We start from the raw sequence: 16,784 nt of genomic DNA, 5'->3' as shown, positions 1-16,784 counted from the left end.
TATCAAAAAAGAAAGGACGAAATTTGTCCTTTCTCGGTTTTAGCTTTTATTCAACCCACTACAGTTGACAAAGAGCCGACAAATGATGGGGTAAATCAGTTATAGACAAGCAAAAAAAGCCTTGATTTACAAGGCTTTTTCCTGTTGTATTTAGATGCCCCCTACAGGGATCGAACCTGTGACCCACGGATTAAGAGTCCGCTGCTCTGCCAGCTGAGCTAAGGAGGCAAAGAAAAAAGCTGTATTGGTGCCGAAACTTCACGGTTTGTATTGAACCCGCGCAATTAAGCAGGTGGGCAACTCGCTCTAACTGAAGCTGTTTCCGTGTGAGACGGCCTACATGCTGTTAGAAGACTTTTGTTTCCCTAATAATACAAAAAATAGTCGGTCAACACTTAAGTGTGAAGTCGTACACCACAGCGTTTCTATGTTTATATGATACCACTTTTTCAAAAAAAATCAAGAGGAAAGTGCAATTTTTTGAAAAGGATTTCAGATTTTTCGCAAACGGTCGATAGCTTCCTTTCTTTGAGCCAAAGCCCGTTCATATTTACCAGTATCTTCTGCTTGGAAATAGTGATGATTGCGGATTTTTTCTGGCAGATAGTCTTGCTTGACCCAATTTCCAGGATAGTTGTGTGGATAGAGATAGTCTTGGGCATTCCCCAGTTCCTTGCTTCCGCTGTAGTGCCCATCACGCAGGTGTCGTGGAATAGGCAAATGACCTGATGTTTTGAGGTCAGCAAGTGCCTTATCCATAGCTACATAGGCTGAGTTGGATTTTGGAGAAAGGGCCAAATCAATCACGACATTGGCAATGAGAATGCGGGCTTCTGGGAACCCAATCTTCTGAGCAGCATCCAGAGCAGTCACGGTGTGAATCTGGGCTTCAGGATTGGCCAAACCGATATCTTCATAGGCGATAACGGTCAAGCGACGAGCGAGACTAGGCAAATCTCCAGCCTCAATCAAGCGAGCAGCATAGTGAAGACTAGCATCAACATCTGAGCCACGGATAGACTTTTGCAGGGCTGAGAGAACATCGTAGTGTCCATCTCCGTCCTTATCCATGGTAATGTAGCTCCTCTGCAGGCTATTTTCCATGATGTTTAGAGTGATATGGCGGATGCCCTCGTCATTCTCAGGGGTAGAGAGAACAGCCAAGTCCAGTGAGTTGAAGGCAGAGCGCAGGTCTCCGTTCGTAGAGGCTGCGATGAAATCCAGCGCATCCTCATCTAGTTTTACTGGAAAATCAAAACCACGCTCAGGATTACTTAGAGCGATCTGAAGGGCTTCTTTGACGTCTTGGTTAGACAGAGGTTCCAACTCAAAAATCTGAACACGGCTACGGATGGCAGGAGTGACAGAAAAGAAAGGATTTTCAGTCGTAGCCCCAATCATGATGACCAGACCACTTTCCAAGAGTGGCAGGAGGAAGTCTTGCTTGGTCTTATCGAGACGATGAATTTCGTCTAGTAATAGGACGAGACCACCAGAAAATTTAGCCTCTTCAGCGATTTCTTGCAGTCGCTTTTTACTATCAACTGTCGCATTGAAAGTTCGAAAGGCATACTTGGTCGTTCCAGCGATGGCAGAGGCAATACTGGTTTTACCGATTCCTGGAGGTCCATAGAGAATCATGGAGGACAGGCGATTAGCTTCCACCATGCGGCGGATGATTTTTCCTTGTCCGACCAGATGATTCTGACCGATAACCTGGTCGATGGTTTTAGGGCGCATGCGAAGCGCGAGATTGTCTGGCATAGCAGTCCTTTCTAACGTGGATTTTCTGATGTATATGTGGTAAGATGGTAGTATCTATTTTAGCATATTTCCGAGCAATCGGGGCGATTTAAGAGTCGCATAGAAAGAGGACAAAATGGCAACATACGGATTTTTAGATGTTTTAGAGGAAGAGTTGGAGAAGAACTTTCCCTTTGACTTTGAGATTAGTTGGGACAAGCGTAACCACGCAGTTGAAGTGAGTTTTTTGCTAGAAGCACAAAATCCTGCAGGTGTGGAGATGGTGGATGAAGATGGAGAGGTTTCATCAGATGACATTCTCTTTGAAGAAGCGGTACTCTTTTACAATCCTGCTAAGTCAACCGTCAATGAGGAAGACTATTTGACGGTTATTCCTTACTTACCAAAGAAAGGTTTCTCTCGCGAATTTTTAAACTATTTTGCACTATTCCTTAAAGATACTGCCGAGGTTGGTCTAGATGCCCTTATGGACTTTTTGGATGACCCAGAAGCAGAAGAATTCGTCATGGAATGGAATCAAGAAGTCTTTGAAGAAGGAAAAGTGGGCTTGGAAGAGGGAGAATTTTATCCTTATCCGAGATACTAGGAGTTTGACATGGAAATAGAGATTTCTGATTTCACAGGCTGCAAGATTGCTTTGTTTTGTGGGGATAAGCTCTTGACTATCTTACGCGATGATAAGGCAAACATTCCCTGGCCCAATATGTGGGAACTGCCTGGTGGTGGACGTGAAGACGATGAAAGTCCTTTTGAGTGTGTAGCGCGTGAAGTTTATGAAGAACTGAGCATTCATCTAACTGAATATTGTCTGCTTTGGAGTAAGGTTTATCCAAGTATGCTTTTTGCGGATAAACAATCTGTATTTCTTGTCGGTCAGTTGACACAGAACCAGTTTGACAGTATCGTGTTTGGAGATGAAGGACAGGGCTATCAGCTCATGAATGTTGAGGAGTTTCTTAGTTCTAGTCAAGTTGTACCTCAACTGCAAGAGAGATTGAAAGATTATTTAAAAGTAAGTGATTAGAAAGGATGGTTCAGTTACATTTCTAAACTGAACTCGCCCTAAACACTGTGCCAAAAAGATAAACTTCTCTTAGACACAAGAGTCTTCAGAGAATTTCCTATTTTGGCTTTGTGTTTTACGGGCTTGGTATCTTAATGATGGAAACATGGCAAGAGTTAAAAGTTACAGTGAAGCGTGAGGGAGAGGAATTGGTTTCCAATCTCTTGATTGAGCTGGGAGCGCAAGGTGTCGCGATTGAAGACAGCATGGACTATGTGGGAAATGTGGATCGTTTCGGTGAAATTTTCCCAGAGGTGGAGCAGCAAGAAGAAATCGTAGTGACAGCCTACTACCCTGAAACGGTTGATGTGGCAGTGGTTGAGGCAGACTTGCAGGCTCGTTTAGCAGAGTTGACAGATTTTATGGATTTAGGTGAAGTCAAGATGGGGACGACTGCCTTGGCTGAGGAAGACTGGGCGGACAATTGGAAGAAATACTATGAACCAGCTCGTATTACCCATGACTTGACTATCGTGCCGTCTTGGACGGACTATGAGGCGACTGCGGGAGAAAAGATTATCAATCTGGATCCTGGTATGGCCTTTGGTACTGGGACACATCCAACAACTAAGATGAGCCTCTTTGCCTTGGAGCAGGTCCTTCGTGGTGGTGAAACTGTGCTGGATGTGGGGACAGGATCAGGGGTCCTCTCCATTGCTAGTTCGCTTCTTGGTGCCAAGGAAATTTTCGCCTATGACCTGGATGATGTGGCGGTTCGGGTGGCTCAGGAAAATATTGAGCTCAACCCTGGCATGGAAAATATTCATGTTGCAGCAGGTGATTTGCTCAAGGGTGTTGAAATTGAGGCAGATGTCATTGTGGCTAATATCTTAGCGGATATTCTCATTCATCTGACAGAGGATGCTTATCGTTTGGTCAAGGATGAAGGCTACCTCATCATGAGTGGGATTATCAAGGACAAGTGGGACATGGTGCGCGAGTCGGCTGAGTCAGCTGGATTTTTCCTTGAAACCCACATGATTCAAGGGGAATGGAATGCCTGTGTCTTTAAGAAAACCAAGGATATTTCAGGTGTGATTGGAGGTTAGCATGCAGCAGTATTTTGTAAAAGGCAGTGCTATCTCTCCTGTCACCATCGAGGACAAGGAAACCAGCAAGCATATGTTTCAGGTTATGCGCCTGAAAGAAGATGATGAAGTGACCTTGGTCTTTGATGATGGCATCAAGCATTTGGCGCGCGTGCTGGATGTGGAAAATCGTCAGTTTGAATTGGTCCAAGCATTAGCTGACAATGTAGAGCTGCCTGTCCAAGTGACCATCGCATCAGGCTTTCCCAAGGGAGACAAGCTTGAGTTCATCACGCAAAAAGTGACGGAACTTGGTGCCAGCCAGGTTTGGGCCTTCCCTGCCGATTGGTCGGTCGCCAAGTGGGATGGCAAGAAATTGGGCAAAAAAGTTGAAAAACTAGAAAAAATTGCCCTTGGAGCGGCCGAGCAAAGCAAGCGTAATCGTATCCCAAGTATCAAGCTTTTTGAGAAGAAAGGAGATTTTCTAGCCCAACTTGACCAATTTGACCGCATTGTAGTGGCTTATGAAGAGTCGGCAAAAGAAGGAGAAGCCGCTGCGCTTTTACAAGCAGTTAATGGACTCGAGAAGGGAGCCAAATTGCTCTTTATCTTTGGTCCAGAAGGTGGTCTGTCACCTGCAGAAATCGAAAGTTTTGAAGCTAAGGGAGCAGTCTTGGCAGGTCTTGGTCCTCGTATTTTGCGAGCAGAAACAGCACCGCTTTACGCCTTATCAGCCCTTAGTGTTTTATTAGAATTAGAGAAATAAGAGGAAGAAAATGGAACAAAAACAACGTTCAGAATTTCCAGAGAAGGAACTTTGGGATTTAACAGCCCTATACCAAGACCGTGAGGATTTTTTGCGTGCAATCGAGAAAGCTCGCGAAGACATCAACCAGTTTAGCCGTGATTATAAGGGCAATCTTCATACTTTTGAGGATTTTGAAAAGGCTTTTGCGGAACTGGAGCAAATCTATATTCAGATGAGCCATATTGGTAACTATGGCTTTATGCCTCAGACGACAGACTATAGCAATGACGAATTTGCCAACATTGCCCAAGCTGGGATGGAATTTGAAACAGACGCCAGCGTAGCTCTGACCTTCTTTGACGATGCCTTGGTAGAAGCTGATGAGGAAGTCTTGGACCGTTTGGGTGAATTGCCTCACTTGACGGCAGCTATTCGTCAGGCAAAAATCAAAAAAGCCCACTATCTAGGGGCTGATGTGGAGAAGGCCTTGACCAATCTCGGTGAAGTTTTCTACAGTCCACAGGACATTTACACTAAGATGCGAGCTGGGGACTTTGAAATGGCTGACTTTGAAGCCCATGGCAAGACCTACAAAAACAGCTTTGTTACCTATGAGAATTTCTACCAAAACCATGAGGACGCTGAGGTTCGTGAGAAATCCTTCCGTTCCTTCTCAGAAGGTCTTCGTAAGCACCAAAATACGGCTGCAGCAGCCTATCTAGCCCAAGTCAAGTCTGAAAAACTACTGGCAGATATGAAGGGTTACGACTCAGTCTTTGATTATCTTCTGGCTGAACAAGAAGTGGACCGTGCCATGTTTGACCGCCAGATTGACCTCATCATGAAGGATTTTGCGCCGGTTGCTCAGAGATACCTCAAGCATGTTGCCAAGGTCAATGGTCTTAAAAAGATGACCTTTGCAGACTGGAAATTGGACTTGGACAGCGCCCTTAATCCTCAAGTGACTATTGACGACGCCTATGATTTGGTCATGAAGTCCGTAGAACCTTTGGGACAAGAATATTGTCAGGAAGTTGCTCGCTATCAAGAAGAGCGCTGGGTGGACTTTGCTGCTAACAGTGACAAGGATTCTGGCGGATATGCGGCGGACCCATATCGCGTGCACCCATATGTCCTCATGAGCTGGACAGGTCGTTTGAGCGATGTCTATACCTTGATTCATGAAATCGGGCATTCTGGTCAATTTATCTTTTCTGACAACCACCAAAGTTACTTCAATGCCCATATGTCTACCTACTATGTTGAAGCACCGTCAACTTTCAATGAATTGCTTCTCAGTGATTACTTGGAGCACCAATCTGACGACCCTCGTCAAAAACGCTTCGCTCTTGCTCACCGCTTGACAGACACCTACTTCCATAACTTTATCACTCACCTCTTAGAAGCAGCCTTCCAGCGTAAGGTGTATACATTGATTGAAGAAGGAGAGACCTTTGGAGCAAGCAAACTTAACAGTATTATGAAGGAAGTTTTGACGGATTTCTGGGGAGATGCCATTGAAATTGACGACGATGCGGCTTTGACTTGGATGCGTCAAGCTCACTACTACATGGGCTTGTATAGTTATACTTACTCAGCAGGACTAGTCATCTCGACTGCGGGTTACCTTCATCTGAAACATTCAGAAACTGGAGCTGAAGATTGGCTCAATCTCCTCAAATCAGGTGGTAGCAAGACACCGCTTGAGTCAGCTATGATTATCGGAGCAGATATCTCTACAGATAAACCACTTCGTGATACCATCCAATTCTTGTCTGACACAGTTGATCAGATCATCGCCTACAGTGCCCAGTTGGGAGAGTAAATTAAAAGAGTCTGGGACAAAAGTCTAACCTTAAATATAAAAAGCGAACAAAACGAGTTATCTGACACTCAGAATTCTGTCTTGTTCGCTTTTTTTCTAATCTATCGATTTTAAAAATTTATAATAAAGAATTCCTAAAATCAAAATTTTTTGTTCTGGCCTCTTTAATTATCCCCAAAAGCTATCTTCTTCAGCTTGATCTGAAGAGAAGAGCCAAACTTCTTTGATTTTTCCGTCTTCAATACGGAAGAGGTCAATCCCGTTCATATTGAGTTCAGTACCATCAGCACGTGTTCCAAGAAAAGTAACATTAGCTGCGATTAAATCCTTATTGTCAGAAACCCAATTTGTTACTACCTTAAAGGTTCCATTAGTTTTCTCAGCAAATGTAGCCAGGTGAGTTCCTAGCTTGTCCTTACCAACAACTGTACCAGATATACTATGAGTACCAGGTTGATGCCAGACAATATCGTCTGCCATCGTTTCAAAGACGCCAGGAAAGTCACCAGCAATTAAAGCTTGGTTATAAGCGTTGAAAATTTCTAAGTTTGTTGACATATATATTCTCCATTTCTTTTTTATGATATAATTGTAACAGTTACAAACAAAAAAACAAGTAGACACTTTTTCGATAGCTAGTATCAAAAGTAGTACTTTTATTGATATTAAAAGATAAATTTTTTTAAAAAATAGAAAGAGGATATTTTATGACAAATAAAGTGAGTGAGTATGGTATTTGTCCATTTGCGACAACGCAGAGGGTTTTAACGGGGAAATGGGCACTGGTAATCATTTATCAGTTGAGTACAGGTACCAAACGATTTAAAGAATTGCAGAGATTATTGCCTGGGATTACTCAAACTATTTTGACCCGTCATCTCCGTCAATTAGAAAAGGATAAGATTGTTCAACGAAAGGTCTATGCCGAAGTTCCCCCACGAGTTGAGTACAGCTTAACCGAAATGGGGCAGGAATTCAGAGTTGTTTTAGATGCTGTCGAGAAATGGGGTCTAGATTATATCAAGTTGCTAGAAATGTAGAGGTATTGACCATGTATCAAGAGTTACTTAGAAAAATAGCAGAAGAAAAACCAAGTTATCATCAGGAGGAAATCCAATGGTTGCTTGATCATTTGGGAGATTCTTCTCCAGAAATTCGCGATGACCTTGTTTTTACAAGCTTTGCTAGAGGGATTCAGGAAGAGCTATTTACACACGAACAATTTTATTTCATTGCTGAGGTGGTATCAGCTGATGGAGGACTAGATAAAGAGATTGATAAGGTAGGCTTGTCAACCCTTGAACGTTCTTTTAGGGCGCTTATTTATGCAAATCTCTTGTCTGCTGATGCCAACCAGCAATCGGTTTTTTATCAGGGATTACAATCAGAAATTCGTAATGTCCTTTTAAATCAAGGGTTGTATTATCTTTCAAAAGAAAAGGATACAACGGGTTTTTCAAGTCAGTATGGTTGGGTTCATGCCTTTGCACATGGAGCCGATTTACTGACAGAGGTGGTTTGTCATCCAGACTTTCCTAAAAACAGAGTTCATGAAGTATTTGATATACTTGGCCAACTATTTAAAAGAATTTCGCTTCGCTTTACAGATGATGAGGATTGGCGTTTAGCAAGAGTGATCTATGAACCTATTTTACAAGGGAAGTTGGAGCAAGAGCAAGTAGCTTCTTGGATAAAAACTGTTGACTTTCCGATAGAAGAAAGGGAAGATTTTTATAAATTTTCCAACTTTAAGTCCTGTCTGTTGGAAGTCTATGTCCAACTTGACCAGAGAAATAGTTTACAAGATGACTTGAAAGAAGCTATCCAGTCTTTTCAAAACTAGGGATAAGCTAATATTACTTTTTGAAAGAGTTTCTATTGTATCCTCCTAACTAATAATGAAGACTAATAAAAGAGGTTGAATCATTTTCCAACCTCTTTTTGTGTATCTTAATGGAATTGCATACCACCATCAACGATAATGGTTTGTCCTGTAATGTAGTTTGAATCTGGTCCTGCAAGGAAGCTGACGGCTGCAGCCACATCTTCTGGTTCAGATAGACGTTTTAGAGTAATATCTTTTGCAAATGTCTGCATACCCCACTCGTCATCTTTTCCTGCATTTTTACCAACTTCATGAGCGATATCGTACATCATTGGTGTTTTCACAATACCTGGTGCGTAGGCGTTAACAGTGATGCCTGAGTCTGCTAAATCACGTGCTAATGTTTGCGTAATTCCACGAACAGCAAATTTTGTTCCACCATAAACAGTTAGATTTGGATTGCCCACTACACCGGCTTGAGAGGTTGCGTTGATAATTTTACCTCCGTGGCCAAGTGCTTTAAATTGCGCTTGTGCAGCTTGTGAACCCCAAATGACACCACCAACGTTGATACCGAAAGTGCGTGTAAATTGTTCCTCAGTAATTGTATCAAGAGGAGTAGTTGGAGCAACACCAGCGTTATTTACGACAACATTCAAATCACCAAAATGGTCAACAACCTTTTGAAATGCTTGTGCAACTTCTGCCTGTTTCGAAACATCGGCCACGACAGCGAAGGCATTTTCAGCTGATAATTCGGCAACAGCCTTTTCAGCTGTTTCAGGATTGTAGTCTAAGACTCCTACCTTAAAGCCATCTTGAACCAATCGTTTCGCAATTGCAAAACCGATTCCTTGACCTGCACCTGTGACAATAGCAACTTTAGACATATGATTCCTCCTTGGTATTCACGATACCATTCAAACGTTCATAAAAGAACAGCAAAGGTTTACAAATGAGCTTTTATAATGGGTTTTGTAACCCCTATCAAAACTACGCTATTAGTATACACCTTTGAAAAAAATGTTTCAAATAAACACTACCGTTTTTACAGAATTTTAACCTGAAATTTCCAATCAATTTTCTTGAAACCCTTTCCTACTTTTGATAGACTAGTATCTAGTTTTTGAAAAAAGGAGAAAGAAAATGAAAAAATTTGTCGCTGAGTTAATCGGTACGTTCATGCTTGTGTTCATTGGGACAGGAGCCGTTGTTTTTGGAAATGGTCTTGATGGCCTTGGTCACCTAGGGATTGCCTTTGCCTTTGGTCTGGCAATCGTGGTTGCAGCCTACTCAATCGGAACTGTTTCAGGTGCTCACTTGAACCCAGCTGTTTCGATTGCTATGTTTGTAAACAAACGTTTGTCATCAAAAGACCTTTTTAACTACATCCTTGGACAAGTGGTTGGAGCCTTCATCGCTTCTGGCGCTGTCTTCTTCCTCTTGGCGAATTCAGGTATGTCAACTGCTAGTCTTGGTGAAAATGCCTTGGCAAACGGTGTCACTGTCTTTGGTGGTTTCTTGTTTGAAGTCATTGCAACCTTCTTGTTTGTTTTGGTTATCATGACTGTGACTTCAGAAAGCAAGGGAAATGGTGCTATTGCTGGTTTGGTAATCGGTTTGTCCTTGATGGCGATGATTCTTGTGGGATTGAACATTACTGGACTTTCAGTAAACCCAGCTCGTAGCTTGGCACCAGCTGTTTTGGTAGGTGGCGCAGCTCTTCAACAAGTTTGGATTTTCATCCTTGCGCCAATCGTTGGTGGGGTTCTTGCAGCTCTTGTTGCGAAAAACTTCCTTGGAACAGAAGAATAATTGAAACTCAAAAAGCCTTGCTCCTCATCTCGAGGAACAGGGCTTTTTCGTATGAGTTTAACGGTTGTCAATTTTCTCTGGATAAAGGTCGTGTTGGAAGAGGCGTTGTTCTGCCAAGCCTTCATACTTAGTTCCAGGTTTACCGTAGTTATAGTAGGGATCGATTGAAATGCCACCGCGAGGAGTGAATTTTCCCCAGACTTCTAAATAGCGAGGGTCTAGCAAGTTGACTAAGTCTTTCCCGATGGTGTTGATACAGTTTTCGTGGAAATCGCCGTGGTTTCGGTAGCTAAAGAGATAAAGTTTGAGAGATTTTGACTCGACACAGAGCTTGTCAGGAATGTAGGAAATATAAATCGTCGCAAAGTCTGGCTGAGCAGTGATCGGACAAAGTGAGGTGAATTCAGGGCAGTTGAATTTGATGAAATAGTCATTTTCCACATGACGATTGTCAAAGGATTCCAGGACTTCTGGTTGATATTCGAAAATGTAGTTGGTTTCTTTGTTGCCCAGTAGGCTTAGGTTTTTCATTTCTTCTTGTTGTGACATGATTTTTTCTTTCTAATTTTAAACACCACGTTGATTATCGTAGAGGAGGGTATGGAGTTGAGGAAGGACGCGGACATTGCCCCAGCTATCGTCAGTAGCGACGCGTTCCCAGAGTTCTTTGAGACGGTCCAGTTGATCTTGGATAATATTGCCTGTGGCCTTGGGCTCAGGATTTCCAGCCGATAAGAAGAGGACATCTGGTTGGTAGCGTTCTTGAATTCCTTTGGCAAAAGCCAAATCTGCATCATCAAAGACAGGGATTTTAAAGGTGACCTTGTCTGGATCCAGTTGGGAAACGATAAAGTCCAAGGTCTCAAAGTTGACTTCCATCTTGGATGAAGGAGGTTTTGGACTCAGAGTAACCTGGTCGATGTCTTTTAACCAATTTTGCCAGCGAGAGCCTTGAGTTTCAACAGCCAGAGTGACACCACGTTCCTTGAGTTTAGTGACGAGTTCGGCCATGTTGGCTGCTAGGATAGCAGGATTTCCCCCAGATAGGGTGACGTAGTCGTAGCTTCCTAGTTTATCCAAGGCAGCAATGACCTCGTCAGCAGTCATACGAGTTGGTTTTTCCGAACCATCCCAAGTGAAGGCAGAATCGCACCAGTCGCAGTGGTAGTCGCAACCAGCAGTGCGGACAAACATGGTTTTCTGCCCGATTGCACGACCTTCGCCTTGAAAGGTTGGGCCAAAAATTTCCAGAACTGGTAGTTTGAGAACACGTTCCCTAGTCATCTAACCACTCCCGTCTAAACTCTGCAAAGGCAGTCGGAGTTTCATAGAGGCGAACGTATTCCAAACGGAGACCGCGCTCGTCTGGCAACTCTTGATTCATGGTTTGGAAAATCCAGTAAACCATATTTTCAGCAGTCGTGTTCATATAGGGAAGGGTTTCATTGAGATAGCGATGATCTAAGTGGGGCTCTAAGTAGTTCTTGTAGATCGATTTGATATCTCCAAAATCGTAGGTCATGCCACGTTCATCTAAAAATCCACTGACAGCAATCTGCAAATGATAGGTGTGACCATGAAGGGATTTGCATTTTCCCTCATAGTGAAAGAGGTGGTGGGCAGCGTCAAAGGTAAATTCTTTTGATACCAAGGTTCTGTGAGAATTGTAGACAAGAGACTCCCCGGTTTCCTGTTTGATTTCTTTGGGTGCAAAAAACATTAGTCCTCTCCTTTCTGTGAGAGATAAACATCTAAACCATGTTGACGTAGGTGGCAGGCTGGGCAATCTCCGCAGCCACTTCCGATAATCCCGTTGTAGCAGGTTAAGGTCTTTTCACGAACATAGTCAAAGGCACCGAGTTGGTCAGCTAATTCCCAAGTTTCAGCCTTGTCTAGCCACATGAGAGGTGTTTGGATAACGAAGTCGTAATCCATGGCCAGGTTGAGCGTAACATTGAGAGATTTGACAAAGACATCTCGACAATCGGGGTAGCCTGAGAAGTCTGTCTCGCAGACACCTGTCACGATATCTTTAATATCTCGTTGCTTAGCAAGGACTGCCGCAAAGGATAGAAAGAGGTGGTTGCGACCATCAACAAAGGTATTGGGAACCTCTCCCTCTTTTTGCTCGATTTCCAGATCAGATGTCAAGGCATTTTCAGTGATTTGTCCCAGCAGAGACATATCTAGGATGTGATGACGAATACCCTGTTCCTTAGCAATTTCTTTAGCGACTTGAATTTCGAGATGATGGCGTTGACCGTAGGCAAAGGTAATGGCTTCGACCGTTTCATAGTGTTCTTTAGCCCAAAAGAGGCAAGTTGTAGAATCTTGACCGCCACTAAAGACGACCAAGGCTGATTGACGTTTCATAGTACTCCTTCCAAAATGGGAAATGTTCAGAGCACGCAAAAAGCTCCCTTGAGGGAGCTAAAAAATACCAAATCGAGGTTTTTTTTAGCGATGGCGTGTCCCAAACATCGTAATATTCTACCTATAGTCTAGCATATTTTTTGAAAAATGGCAAAGGGCAAGAAAAAAGAGACCAAAGCAAGTGCTTGGTCTCTAGTATGATTAGCTCAATTCAGCAACGATGGCCTTGATTTGTTCTGCTGTGTGTACACCAGCAACTTGTTTGACAACTTGGCCGTCTTTTTTGAAGAGAAGGGTTGGAATGGACATGATTCCAAAGGCACGAGCTGTGTTTGGATTTTCATCAACATCCATTTTAACGATTTTCAAAACATCTTCTGAAAGTTCTTCAGACAATTTATCCAAGATCGGACCTTGCATACGACATGGACCACACCAAGTTGCCCAAAAGTCTACCAAGACCAAACCGTCTTTTGTTTCTTGTTCAAATGTTGCATCTGTAATTGCTTTTGCCATTGTATTTCTCCTTTTTTTAGTTATATTGGCTTAAATCTTGTTTCTTGAGATAGAAGAAGATATCTCCATAAGTTCCATGATAGTCCAAATCATGACCGTTGTAAGTTAATTTTTGGACAGGGTAGTAGTCTGCGACGCCGATAAGGCAAGCTTGTTGTGAACGATCAAAGTCTTCATAAGAATCGAAGGTTACAGTTCTTTCGTTCTTGCTGGCATCTAGATAGGTAATTTCAATCATATTTAAAACTCCTTTGTTTAATGATGATTTTATTTTACTCCTTGTAAAAGAGAATGTCAAGAAAAATGATTGCGCACGCAACTTTTTTCTAAAATCATCTTAAATCAAGAAATCCAAACTAGTTTCCAAGCTTGCTTCGACAGCTTTCTGTAGAGAGGCCAGTGTCTTTTGCCCATCACTTGTCAGGCAGATAAAACTAGAGCGTCTATCTTGATCACAACACCTGCGACTAAGCAGACCGCAATTTTTAGCTTCCAAGCGAGCCACCATCCGAGAAACAGCGCTCGGACTCAGATGAAGTTTGTCTGGCAGGTCAATCTGGCGTAGAGATTTTTCTTGAGCCAAGTCCAGATAGTAGAGCAGGTAGAATTCTTTCAAGGTCAGACTTTGCTCGCTCTGCTGGGCAATAGTCTCTTCCAAGAGACTTTCAATTTCTTTCTGACGACGATTGAAGTCAAACCATTTTTCCAAATAGGTCATAGTATCTCCTTTCTTTTTAGAGTTGTAAATAGAAGAATGTCCATTAACGGACAGTCTCCACATTACAAGATGATTGCGCATGCAATAATTATACTACTTTTCAAAAGAGCTGGCAAGAAAGACGCTGGCATCTTTTATCCTAAATCATGCCTGTTTTCACAAGTCAAGAATTGTTTGTATCCCCTTTCTTCTCAAACTTTCATCAACTCTTGTGCATTTCCTTGAAATTTTCTGAAAAAAGAGTAAACTGGTATGCAAGAAGTCTATTTCGTGGAGTTTAGGATGAAATTATATGTTCAATTAATGATTCTCTTTGTGATTTCTCTAATCGGTGAGGGAATCTCCAGTTTCTTTCATTTGCCCATCCCAGGCAGTATTATCGGCTTAATCATTCTCTTTTTAGCCCTGCAATTCAAGTGGCTGAGAACCAGACATGTCAACATGGTAGGGAACTTCTTGCTGGCCAATATGACCATTCTCTTTTTGCCACCAGCAGTGGGAATCATGGAGAAGTTTGATGTGATTGCTCCCTATCTTTTGCCAATTGTTTTGATTGTCTTTTTTGCAGCAGTCATCAATATTATCCTCATAGCCTTGGTAGTTCAGTTTATCAAGAGACGGTTTGAGGGAGATTATGAGAAAGGAGATTCCAAATGAGTGAATTTGTTTCCAATCCCCTGTTTGGGCTTGCCCTGTCTATCTTAGCCTATCTAGTGGGGATGTTGATTTACAGACGTTTTCCTCATCCATTGACAACGCCCTTGCTTTTGTCAGCTGTTTTCATTATCATCTTTCTAAAGGCGACGGGTATTTCTTACCAGGATTACTACCAAGGTGGTGTTTATCTGAACAACTTGATTGTTCCATCGACCGTGGCTCTGGGGATTCCGCTTTATAAGAGTTTTCACTTGATGAAGCACCATGCACGGAGTATTCTCTTTGGTAGTCTGTTAGCAGTAGTTGTCAATACCTCTTTCACAGCCCTTGTAGCTAAGATTTTTGGAATGGACTTTTTCCTAGCCATTTCTCTCTTTCCGAAGTCAGTGACAACCGCCATGGCAGTGGGAATTACAGAAAAATTGCAAGGTCTGACGACCGTGACCTTGGTGGTTGTAGTGGCGACTGGGATTTTAACCAGTGTCATCGGCCCAACCCTCTTGAAGTGGTTGAAAATTGATGACCCAGTAGCTGTTGGTCTTTCCCTTGGAGGAACAGGTCATGCTGTCGGAACGGGAACAGCCTTTCGATACGGTTCTGTAGCAGGAGCTATGGGTGGTTTGGCTATCGGTGTTACCGGTATTCTCTATGTCTTTGTCAGCCCTATTGTAGCCAGCTTGATATTGAGTTAAAAAGCAAGGAATTTTGGTTCCTTGCTTTTTAAAATCGTATTTTATAGAATATTACTTTCCTTTTCGTAAGTGAATGACTTGGTCATAGTGTTTTAAGTCTTCTTCTGTATAGTGGTGAATGACTTCAATAACTGTTTGAGGTAGGGAGAAGAGCAAGTCGCTAATTTTTCTGCTATTTTCCAAGTCAAGATTGGCCTTGATTTCATCTGCTAAGATGAGTTGGCTATCATGGTAGAGGGCACGAGCTATTTCAAGGCGTTGTTTCTCGCCACCAGACAGACTATCATTGCTGAGCGTTCGATTTTTCAAATGTTCTAATCCTGTTTTTTTGAGGATATGATTTAAAGTATCTGGATTTTTATCCAGTCCTAGAAGGATATTGTCGTCCAGAGAGAGCGTGTCAAAGTAATGGCTATCTTGGAGGATATAGGAACTAAAGCTTGTGATTTCTTGACGTGACAGGTTTTGACCAGCAAAGCTAATCTGTCCACTTGTTGGTGTCTCTTCTCCATGAATGATATTGAGCAGGGTTGTCTTACCAGAGCCACTTTCCCCGATAATGGCAATTTTTTCTCCTTGCTTGATGTGCATGGAAATCGGAGACAGGAGGTTATTTCCATCTTTTTCTAGGGAGATGCTGTTAAGTTGGATAGGGAAAATGTTTTCTATGATTCTAGGCAAGATGGGATCAGACTGGTTCAAAAGTTTTTGGTATTTATTGAGAAGAGTTCGATTCGCTTTTCGGGTGTTGGTAAAGTAAGCCAACTCTTGGAATTGATAGCCGATATTATGGGAAACTAGATAGATGGCCACAAAACTCGCCGCATCTAAATAATTATAGTAGGTCATAAAGCCACCGATGACGATTGGTGTGACAGAACAAAAGGCATCGATGCTATTGATCAAGAGACTGTTTAAAGTTCGTTGTTTTTCATAGTTAATTTCGGTATCTAGACTGGTTTGTAATTGCTTTTGATAGCGAGCAAAAAAGTAGTCTTGCCCCTGATAATGGCGAATTTGTTGGCTACCACCAATAAAATTTGTCAAGCTTGCTAAGTAGCTCTGGTTAACAGTGGACCGCTTTTCAGAAAGTGAATCCAAACGCTTTGATCCGACAGCACTGCAGAGGACAGGAAAGGAGTAGAAGAGGATGAAAATCAAGCCCAGGTAAAAATTGGTCCATAGGGCATAGAGAATGGACACAGTGGTAAAGCCCAGAGAAGAAATGATGATGACCGTTGGCTCAATATAGTTTTCTTCTAGTTGCTTGACGTCGTTTTCTAGGTCGGACAAGATATCTTTTTCATCAATCTCATAACTGTTTAAAAATCGCTTGAAAATAGCACTCTTGATTCCATATTTGAAGTCAGTAATCAAACGAGCGTAGTAATAACGTTTCCCAGCCAAACCCAGTAAGAGGATGAGATTACCAAGGATTCCTAAAATCAAAACTTTCCAAAGAAGGCCTAGTTCTTGATTGGTAAAACTAGCAACAATATTTTGAACAAGGGCTGGTGTGATAATTGCTTCCAGCCAAGTAATGGCAATAGAAAAGAAGTAAAGTATGAGGTGCTTCTTAGTAACAAATCTTTTCAGCATAAAGAGTTGCCCTCCTTATCGATATACATGTAATCAATTTTAAAGTTATTATACTCCTTTTTATTAAATACTTCATATTAAAAATGGGCTCTATAATATTTGTAGTGGGTAAATCCCCTATAGATATTATGGAGCCTATTTTTGTGTAGAAAAAAAGTCCC

The 16,784-nt window shown here is 42.2% G+C and carries 21 protein-coding genes and 1 tRNA gene; 10 read left to right on the top strand and 12 right to left on the bottom strand.

Features of this window, described 5'->3' with window-relative positions:
• Nucleotides 1-155 precede the first annotated feature (155 nt).
• Together QP439_RS08180 and QP439_RS08175 are read right to left on the bottom strand one after the other, a co-directional pair.
• Nucleotides 156-228, bottom strand: a tRNA-Lys gene (locus tag QP439_RS08180).
• 264 nt (nucleotides 229-492) lie between these two features.
• The gene (locus tag QP439_RS08175) at nucleotides 493-1,764 is read right to left on the bottom strand and encodes a replication-associated recombination protein A (protein ID WP_285389369.1); all 1,272 of its coding nucleotides are present in this window, start codon (nucleotides 1,762-1,764) and stop codon (nucleotides 493-495) included.
• Nucleotides 1,765-1,879: 115 nt separating this feature from the next.
• On the opposite strand from QP439_RS08175, the gene QP439_RS08170 reads away from it, so the two are divergent.
• The 5 genes from QP439_RS08170 to pepF all read left to right on the top strand — a co-directional run bounded on the left by QP439_RS08170 (nucleotide 1,880) and on the right by pepF (nucleotide 6,428).
• Nucleotides 1,880-2,350 (top strand): DUF3013 family protein, encoded by a 471-nt coding sequence (locus QP439_RS08170; protein ID WP_285389366.1) that lies wholly within the window; start codon nucleotides 1,880-1,882, stop codon nucleotides 2,348-2,350.
• 9 nt (nucleotides 2,351-2,359) lie between these two features.
• Complete coding sequence (locus tag QP439_RS08165) at nucleotides 2,360-2,788, top strand: NUDIX hydrolase (RefSeq protein ID WP_285389364.1); 429 nt, start codon at nucleotides 2,360-2,362, stop codon at nucleotides 2,786-2,788.
• Nucleotides 2,789-2,925: 137 nt separating this feature from the next.
• Nucleotides 2,926-3,876 (top strand): 50S ribosomal protein L11 methyltransferase, encoded by a 951-nt coding sequence (gene prmA, locus QP439_RS08160; RefSeq protein WP_350224146.1) that lies wholly within the window; start codon nucleotides 2,926-2,928, stop codon nucleotides 3,874-3,876.
• Between the two features lies 1 nt (nucleotide 3,877).
• A complete protein-coding gene (locus QP439_RS08155) occupies nucleotides 3,878-4,621 on the top strand; it encodes a 16S rRNA (uracil(1498)-N(3))-methyltransferase (RefSeq protein WP_285389360.1) in 744 nt (247 codons plus the stop codon).
• Between the two features lie 10 nt (nucleotides 4,622-4,631).
• A complete protein-coding gene (pepF, locus tag QP439_RS08150) occupies nucleotides 4,632-6,428 on the top strand; it encodes an oligoendopeptidase F (RefSeq protein WP_285389357.1) in 1,797 nt (598 codons plus the stop codon).
• A 168-nt stretch (nucleotides 6,429-6,596) separates the two neighbouring features.
• Here the strand turns inward: pepF and QP439_RS08145 are convergent, their stop codons facing one another.
• A complete protein-coding gene (locus QP439_RS08145; RefSeq protein ID WP_125451342.1) occupies nucleotides 6,597-6,986 on the bottom strand; it encodes a nuclear transport factor 2 family protein in 390 nt (129 codons plus the stop codon).
• Between the two features lie 149 nt (nucleotides 6,987-7,135).
• Between QP439_RS08145 and QP439_RS08140 the strand changes: the two genes are divergently transcribed.
• On the top strand, nucleotides 7,136-7,468 hold the full coding sequence (locus tag QP439_RS08140) for a winged helix-turn-helix transcriptional regulator (protein ID WP_000182730.1): 333 nt from the start codon (nucleotides 7,136-7,138) through the stop codon (nucleotides 7,466-7,468).
• An 11-nt stretch (nucleotides 7,469-7,479) separates the two neighbouring features.
• The gene (locus QP439_RS08135) at nucleotides 7,480-8,271 is read left to right on the top strand and encodes a DUF2785 domain-containing protein (RefSeq protein ID WP_285389371.1); all 792 of its coding nucleotides are present in this window, start codon (nucleotides 7,480-7,482) and stop codon (nucleotides 8,269-8,271) included.
• Nucleotides 8,272-8,378: 107 nt separating this feature from the next.
• Here QP439_RS08135 and QP439_RS08130 read toward each other — a convergent pair whose 3' ends face one another.
• Nucleotides 8,379-9,143, bottom strand: a complete 765-nt coding sequence (locus QP439_RS08130; RefSeq protein ID WP_000048147.1) for a (S)-acetoin forming diacetyl reductase — start codon at nucleotides 9,141-9,143, stop codon at nucleotides 8,379-8,381.
• A gap of 256 nt (nucleotides 9,144-9,399) precedes the next feature.
• Between QP439_RS08130 and QP439_RS08125 the strand changes: the two genes are divergently transcribed.
• Nucleotides 9,400-10,068 carry an MIP/aquaporin family protein gene (locus tag QP439_RS08125; protein ID WP_285389352.1) on the top strand — a complete coding sequence of 223 codons (669 nt, stop codon included), beginning with the start codon at nucleotides 9,400-9,402 and terminating at the stop codon, nucleotides 10,066-10,068.
• Between the two features lie 57 nt (nucleotides 10,069-10,125).
• Here the strand turns inward: QP439_RS08125 and queF are convergent, their stop codons facing one another.
• The 7 genes from queF to QP439_RS08090 all read right to left on the bottom strand — a co-directional run bounded on the left by queF (nucleotide 10,126) and on the right by QP439_RS08090 (nucleotide 13,675).
• Nucleotides 10,126-10,617 carry a preQ(1) synthase gene (gene queF, locus QP439_RS08120; RefSeq protein WP_000082587.1) on the bottom strand — a complete coding sequence of 164 codons (492 nt, stop codon included), beginning with the start codon at nucleotides 10,615-10,617 and terminating at the stop codon, nucleotides 10,126-10,128.
• 18 nt (nucleotides 10,618-10,635) lie between these two features.
• Nucleotides 10,636-11,352 carry a 7-carboxy-7-deazaguanine synthase QueE gene (queE, locus tag QP439_RS08115; protein ID WP_285389349.1) on the bottom strand — a complete coding sequence of 239 codons (717 nt, stop codon included), beginning with the start codon at nucleotides 11,350-11,352 and terminating at the stop codon, nucleotides 10,636-10,638.
• Nucleotides 11,345-11,788: a 6-carboxytetrahydropterin synthase QueD gene (gene queD / locus QP439_RS08110; RefSeq protein ID WP_285389346.1), complete on the bottom strand. Its 444-nt coding sequence runs from the start codon at nucleotides 11,786-11,788 to the stop codon at nucleotides 11,345-11,347. Before queD ends, queE begins: the two co-directional genes overlap by 8 nt.
• Complete coding sequence (queC, locus tag QP439_RS08105) at nucleotides 11,788-12,441, bottom strand: 7-cyano-7-deazaguanine synthase QueC (protein ID WP_285389343.1); 654 nt, start codon at nucleotides 12,439-12,441, stop codon at nucleotides 11,788-11,790. Before queC ends, queD begins: the two co-directional genes overlap by 1 nt.
• A gap of 201 nt (nucleotides 12,442-12,642) precedes the next feature.
• A complete protein-coding gene (gene trxA / locus QP439_RS08100; protein ID WP_001029581.1) occupies nucleotides 12,643-12,957 on the bottom strand; it encodes a thioredoxin in 315 nt (104 codons plus the stop codon).
• Nucleotides 12,958-12,973: 16 nt separating this feature from the next.
• Nucleotides 12,974-13,195: a DUF4649 family protein gene (locus tag QP439_RS08095; RefSeq protein WP_000570249.1), complete on the bottom strand. Its 222-nt coding sequence runs from the start codon at nucleotides 13,193-13,195 to the stop codon at nucleotides 12,974-12,976.
• Between the two features lie 99 nt (nucleotides 13,196-13,294).
• A complete protein-coding gene (locus tag QP439_RS08090; protein WP_049543100.1) occupies nucleotides 13,295-13,675 on the bottom strand; it encodes a MarR family winged helix-turn-helix transcriptional regulator in 381 nt (126 codons plus the stop codon).
• A gap of 282 nt (nucleotides 13,676-13,957) precedes the next feature.
• On the opposite strand from QP439_RS08090, the gene QP439_RS08085 reads away from it, so the two are divergent.
• Nucleotides 13,958-14,332, top strand: a complete 375-nt coding sequence (locus QP439_RS08085; protein WP_143952424.1) for a CidA/LrgA family protein — start codon at nucleotides 13,958-13,960, stop codon at nucleotides 14,330-14,332.
• Complete coding sequence (locus tag QP439_RS08080) at nucleotides 14,329-15,024, top strand: LrgB family protein (RefSeq protein ID WP_001288946.1); 696 nt, start codon at nucleotides 14,329-14,331, stop codon at nucleotides 15,022-15,024. Before QP439_RS08085 ends, QP439_RS08080 begins: the two co-directional genes overlap by 4 nt.
• 51 nt (nucleotides 15,025-15,075) lie before the next feature.
• Here QP439_RS08080 and gggC read toward each other — a convergent pair whose 3' ends face one another.
• Nucleotides 15,076-16,623 (bottom strand): streptosactin export ABC transporter GggC, encoded by a 1,548-nt coding sequence (gene gggC, locus QP439_RS08075; RefSeq protein ID WP_000919330.1) that lies wholly within the window; start codon nucleotides 16,621-16,623, stop codon nucleotides 15,076-15,078.
• Nucleotides 16,624-16,784 lie beyond the last annotated feature (161 nt).

It is taken from the genome of Streptococcus sp. UMB1203 (assembly GCF_030217725.1).
GTDB lineage: Bacteria > Bacillota > Bacilli > Lactobacillales > Streptococcaceae > Streptococcus.
The sequence above is the reverse complement of the archived record's forward strand: the minus strand, read 5'-3'. Positions and strand labels throughout refer to the sequence as shown.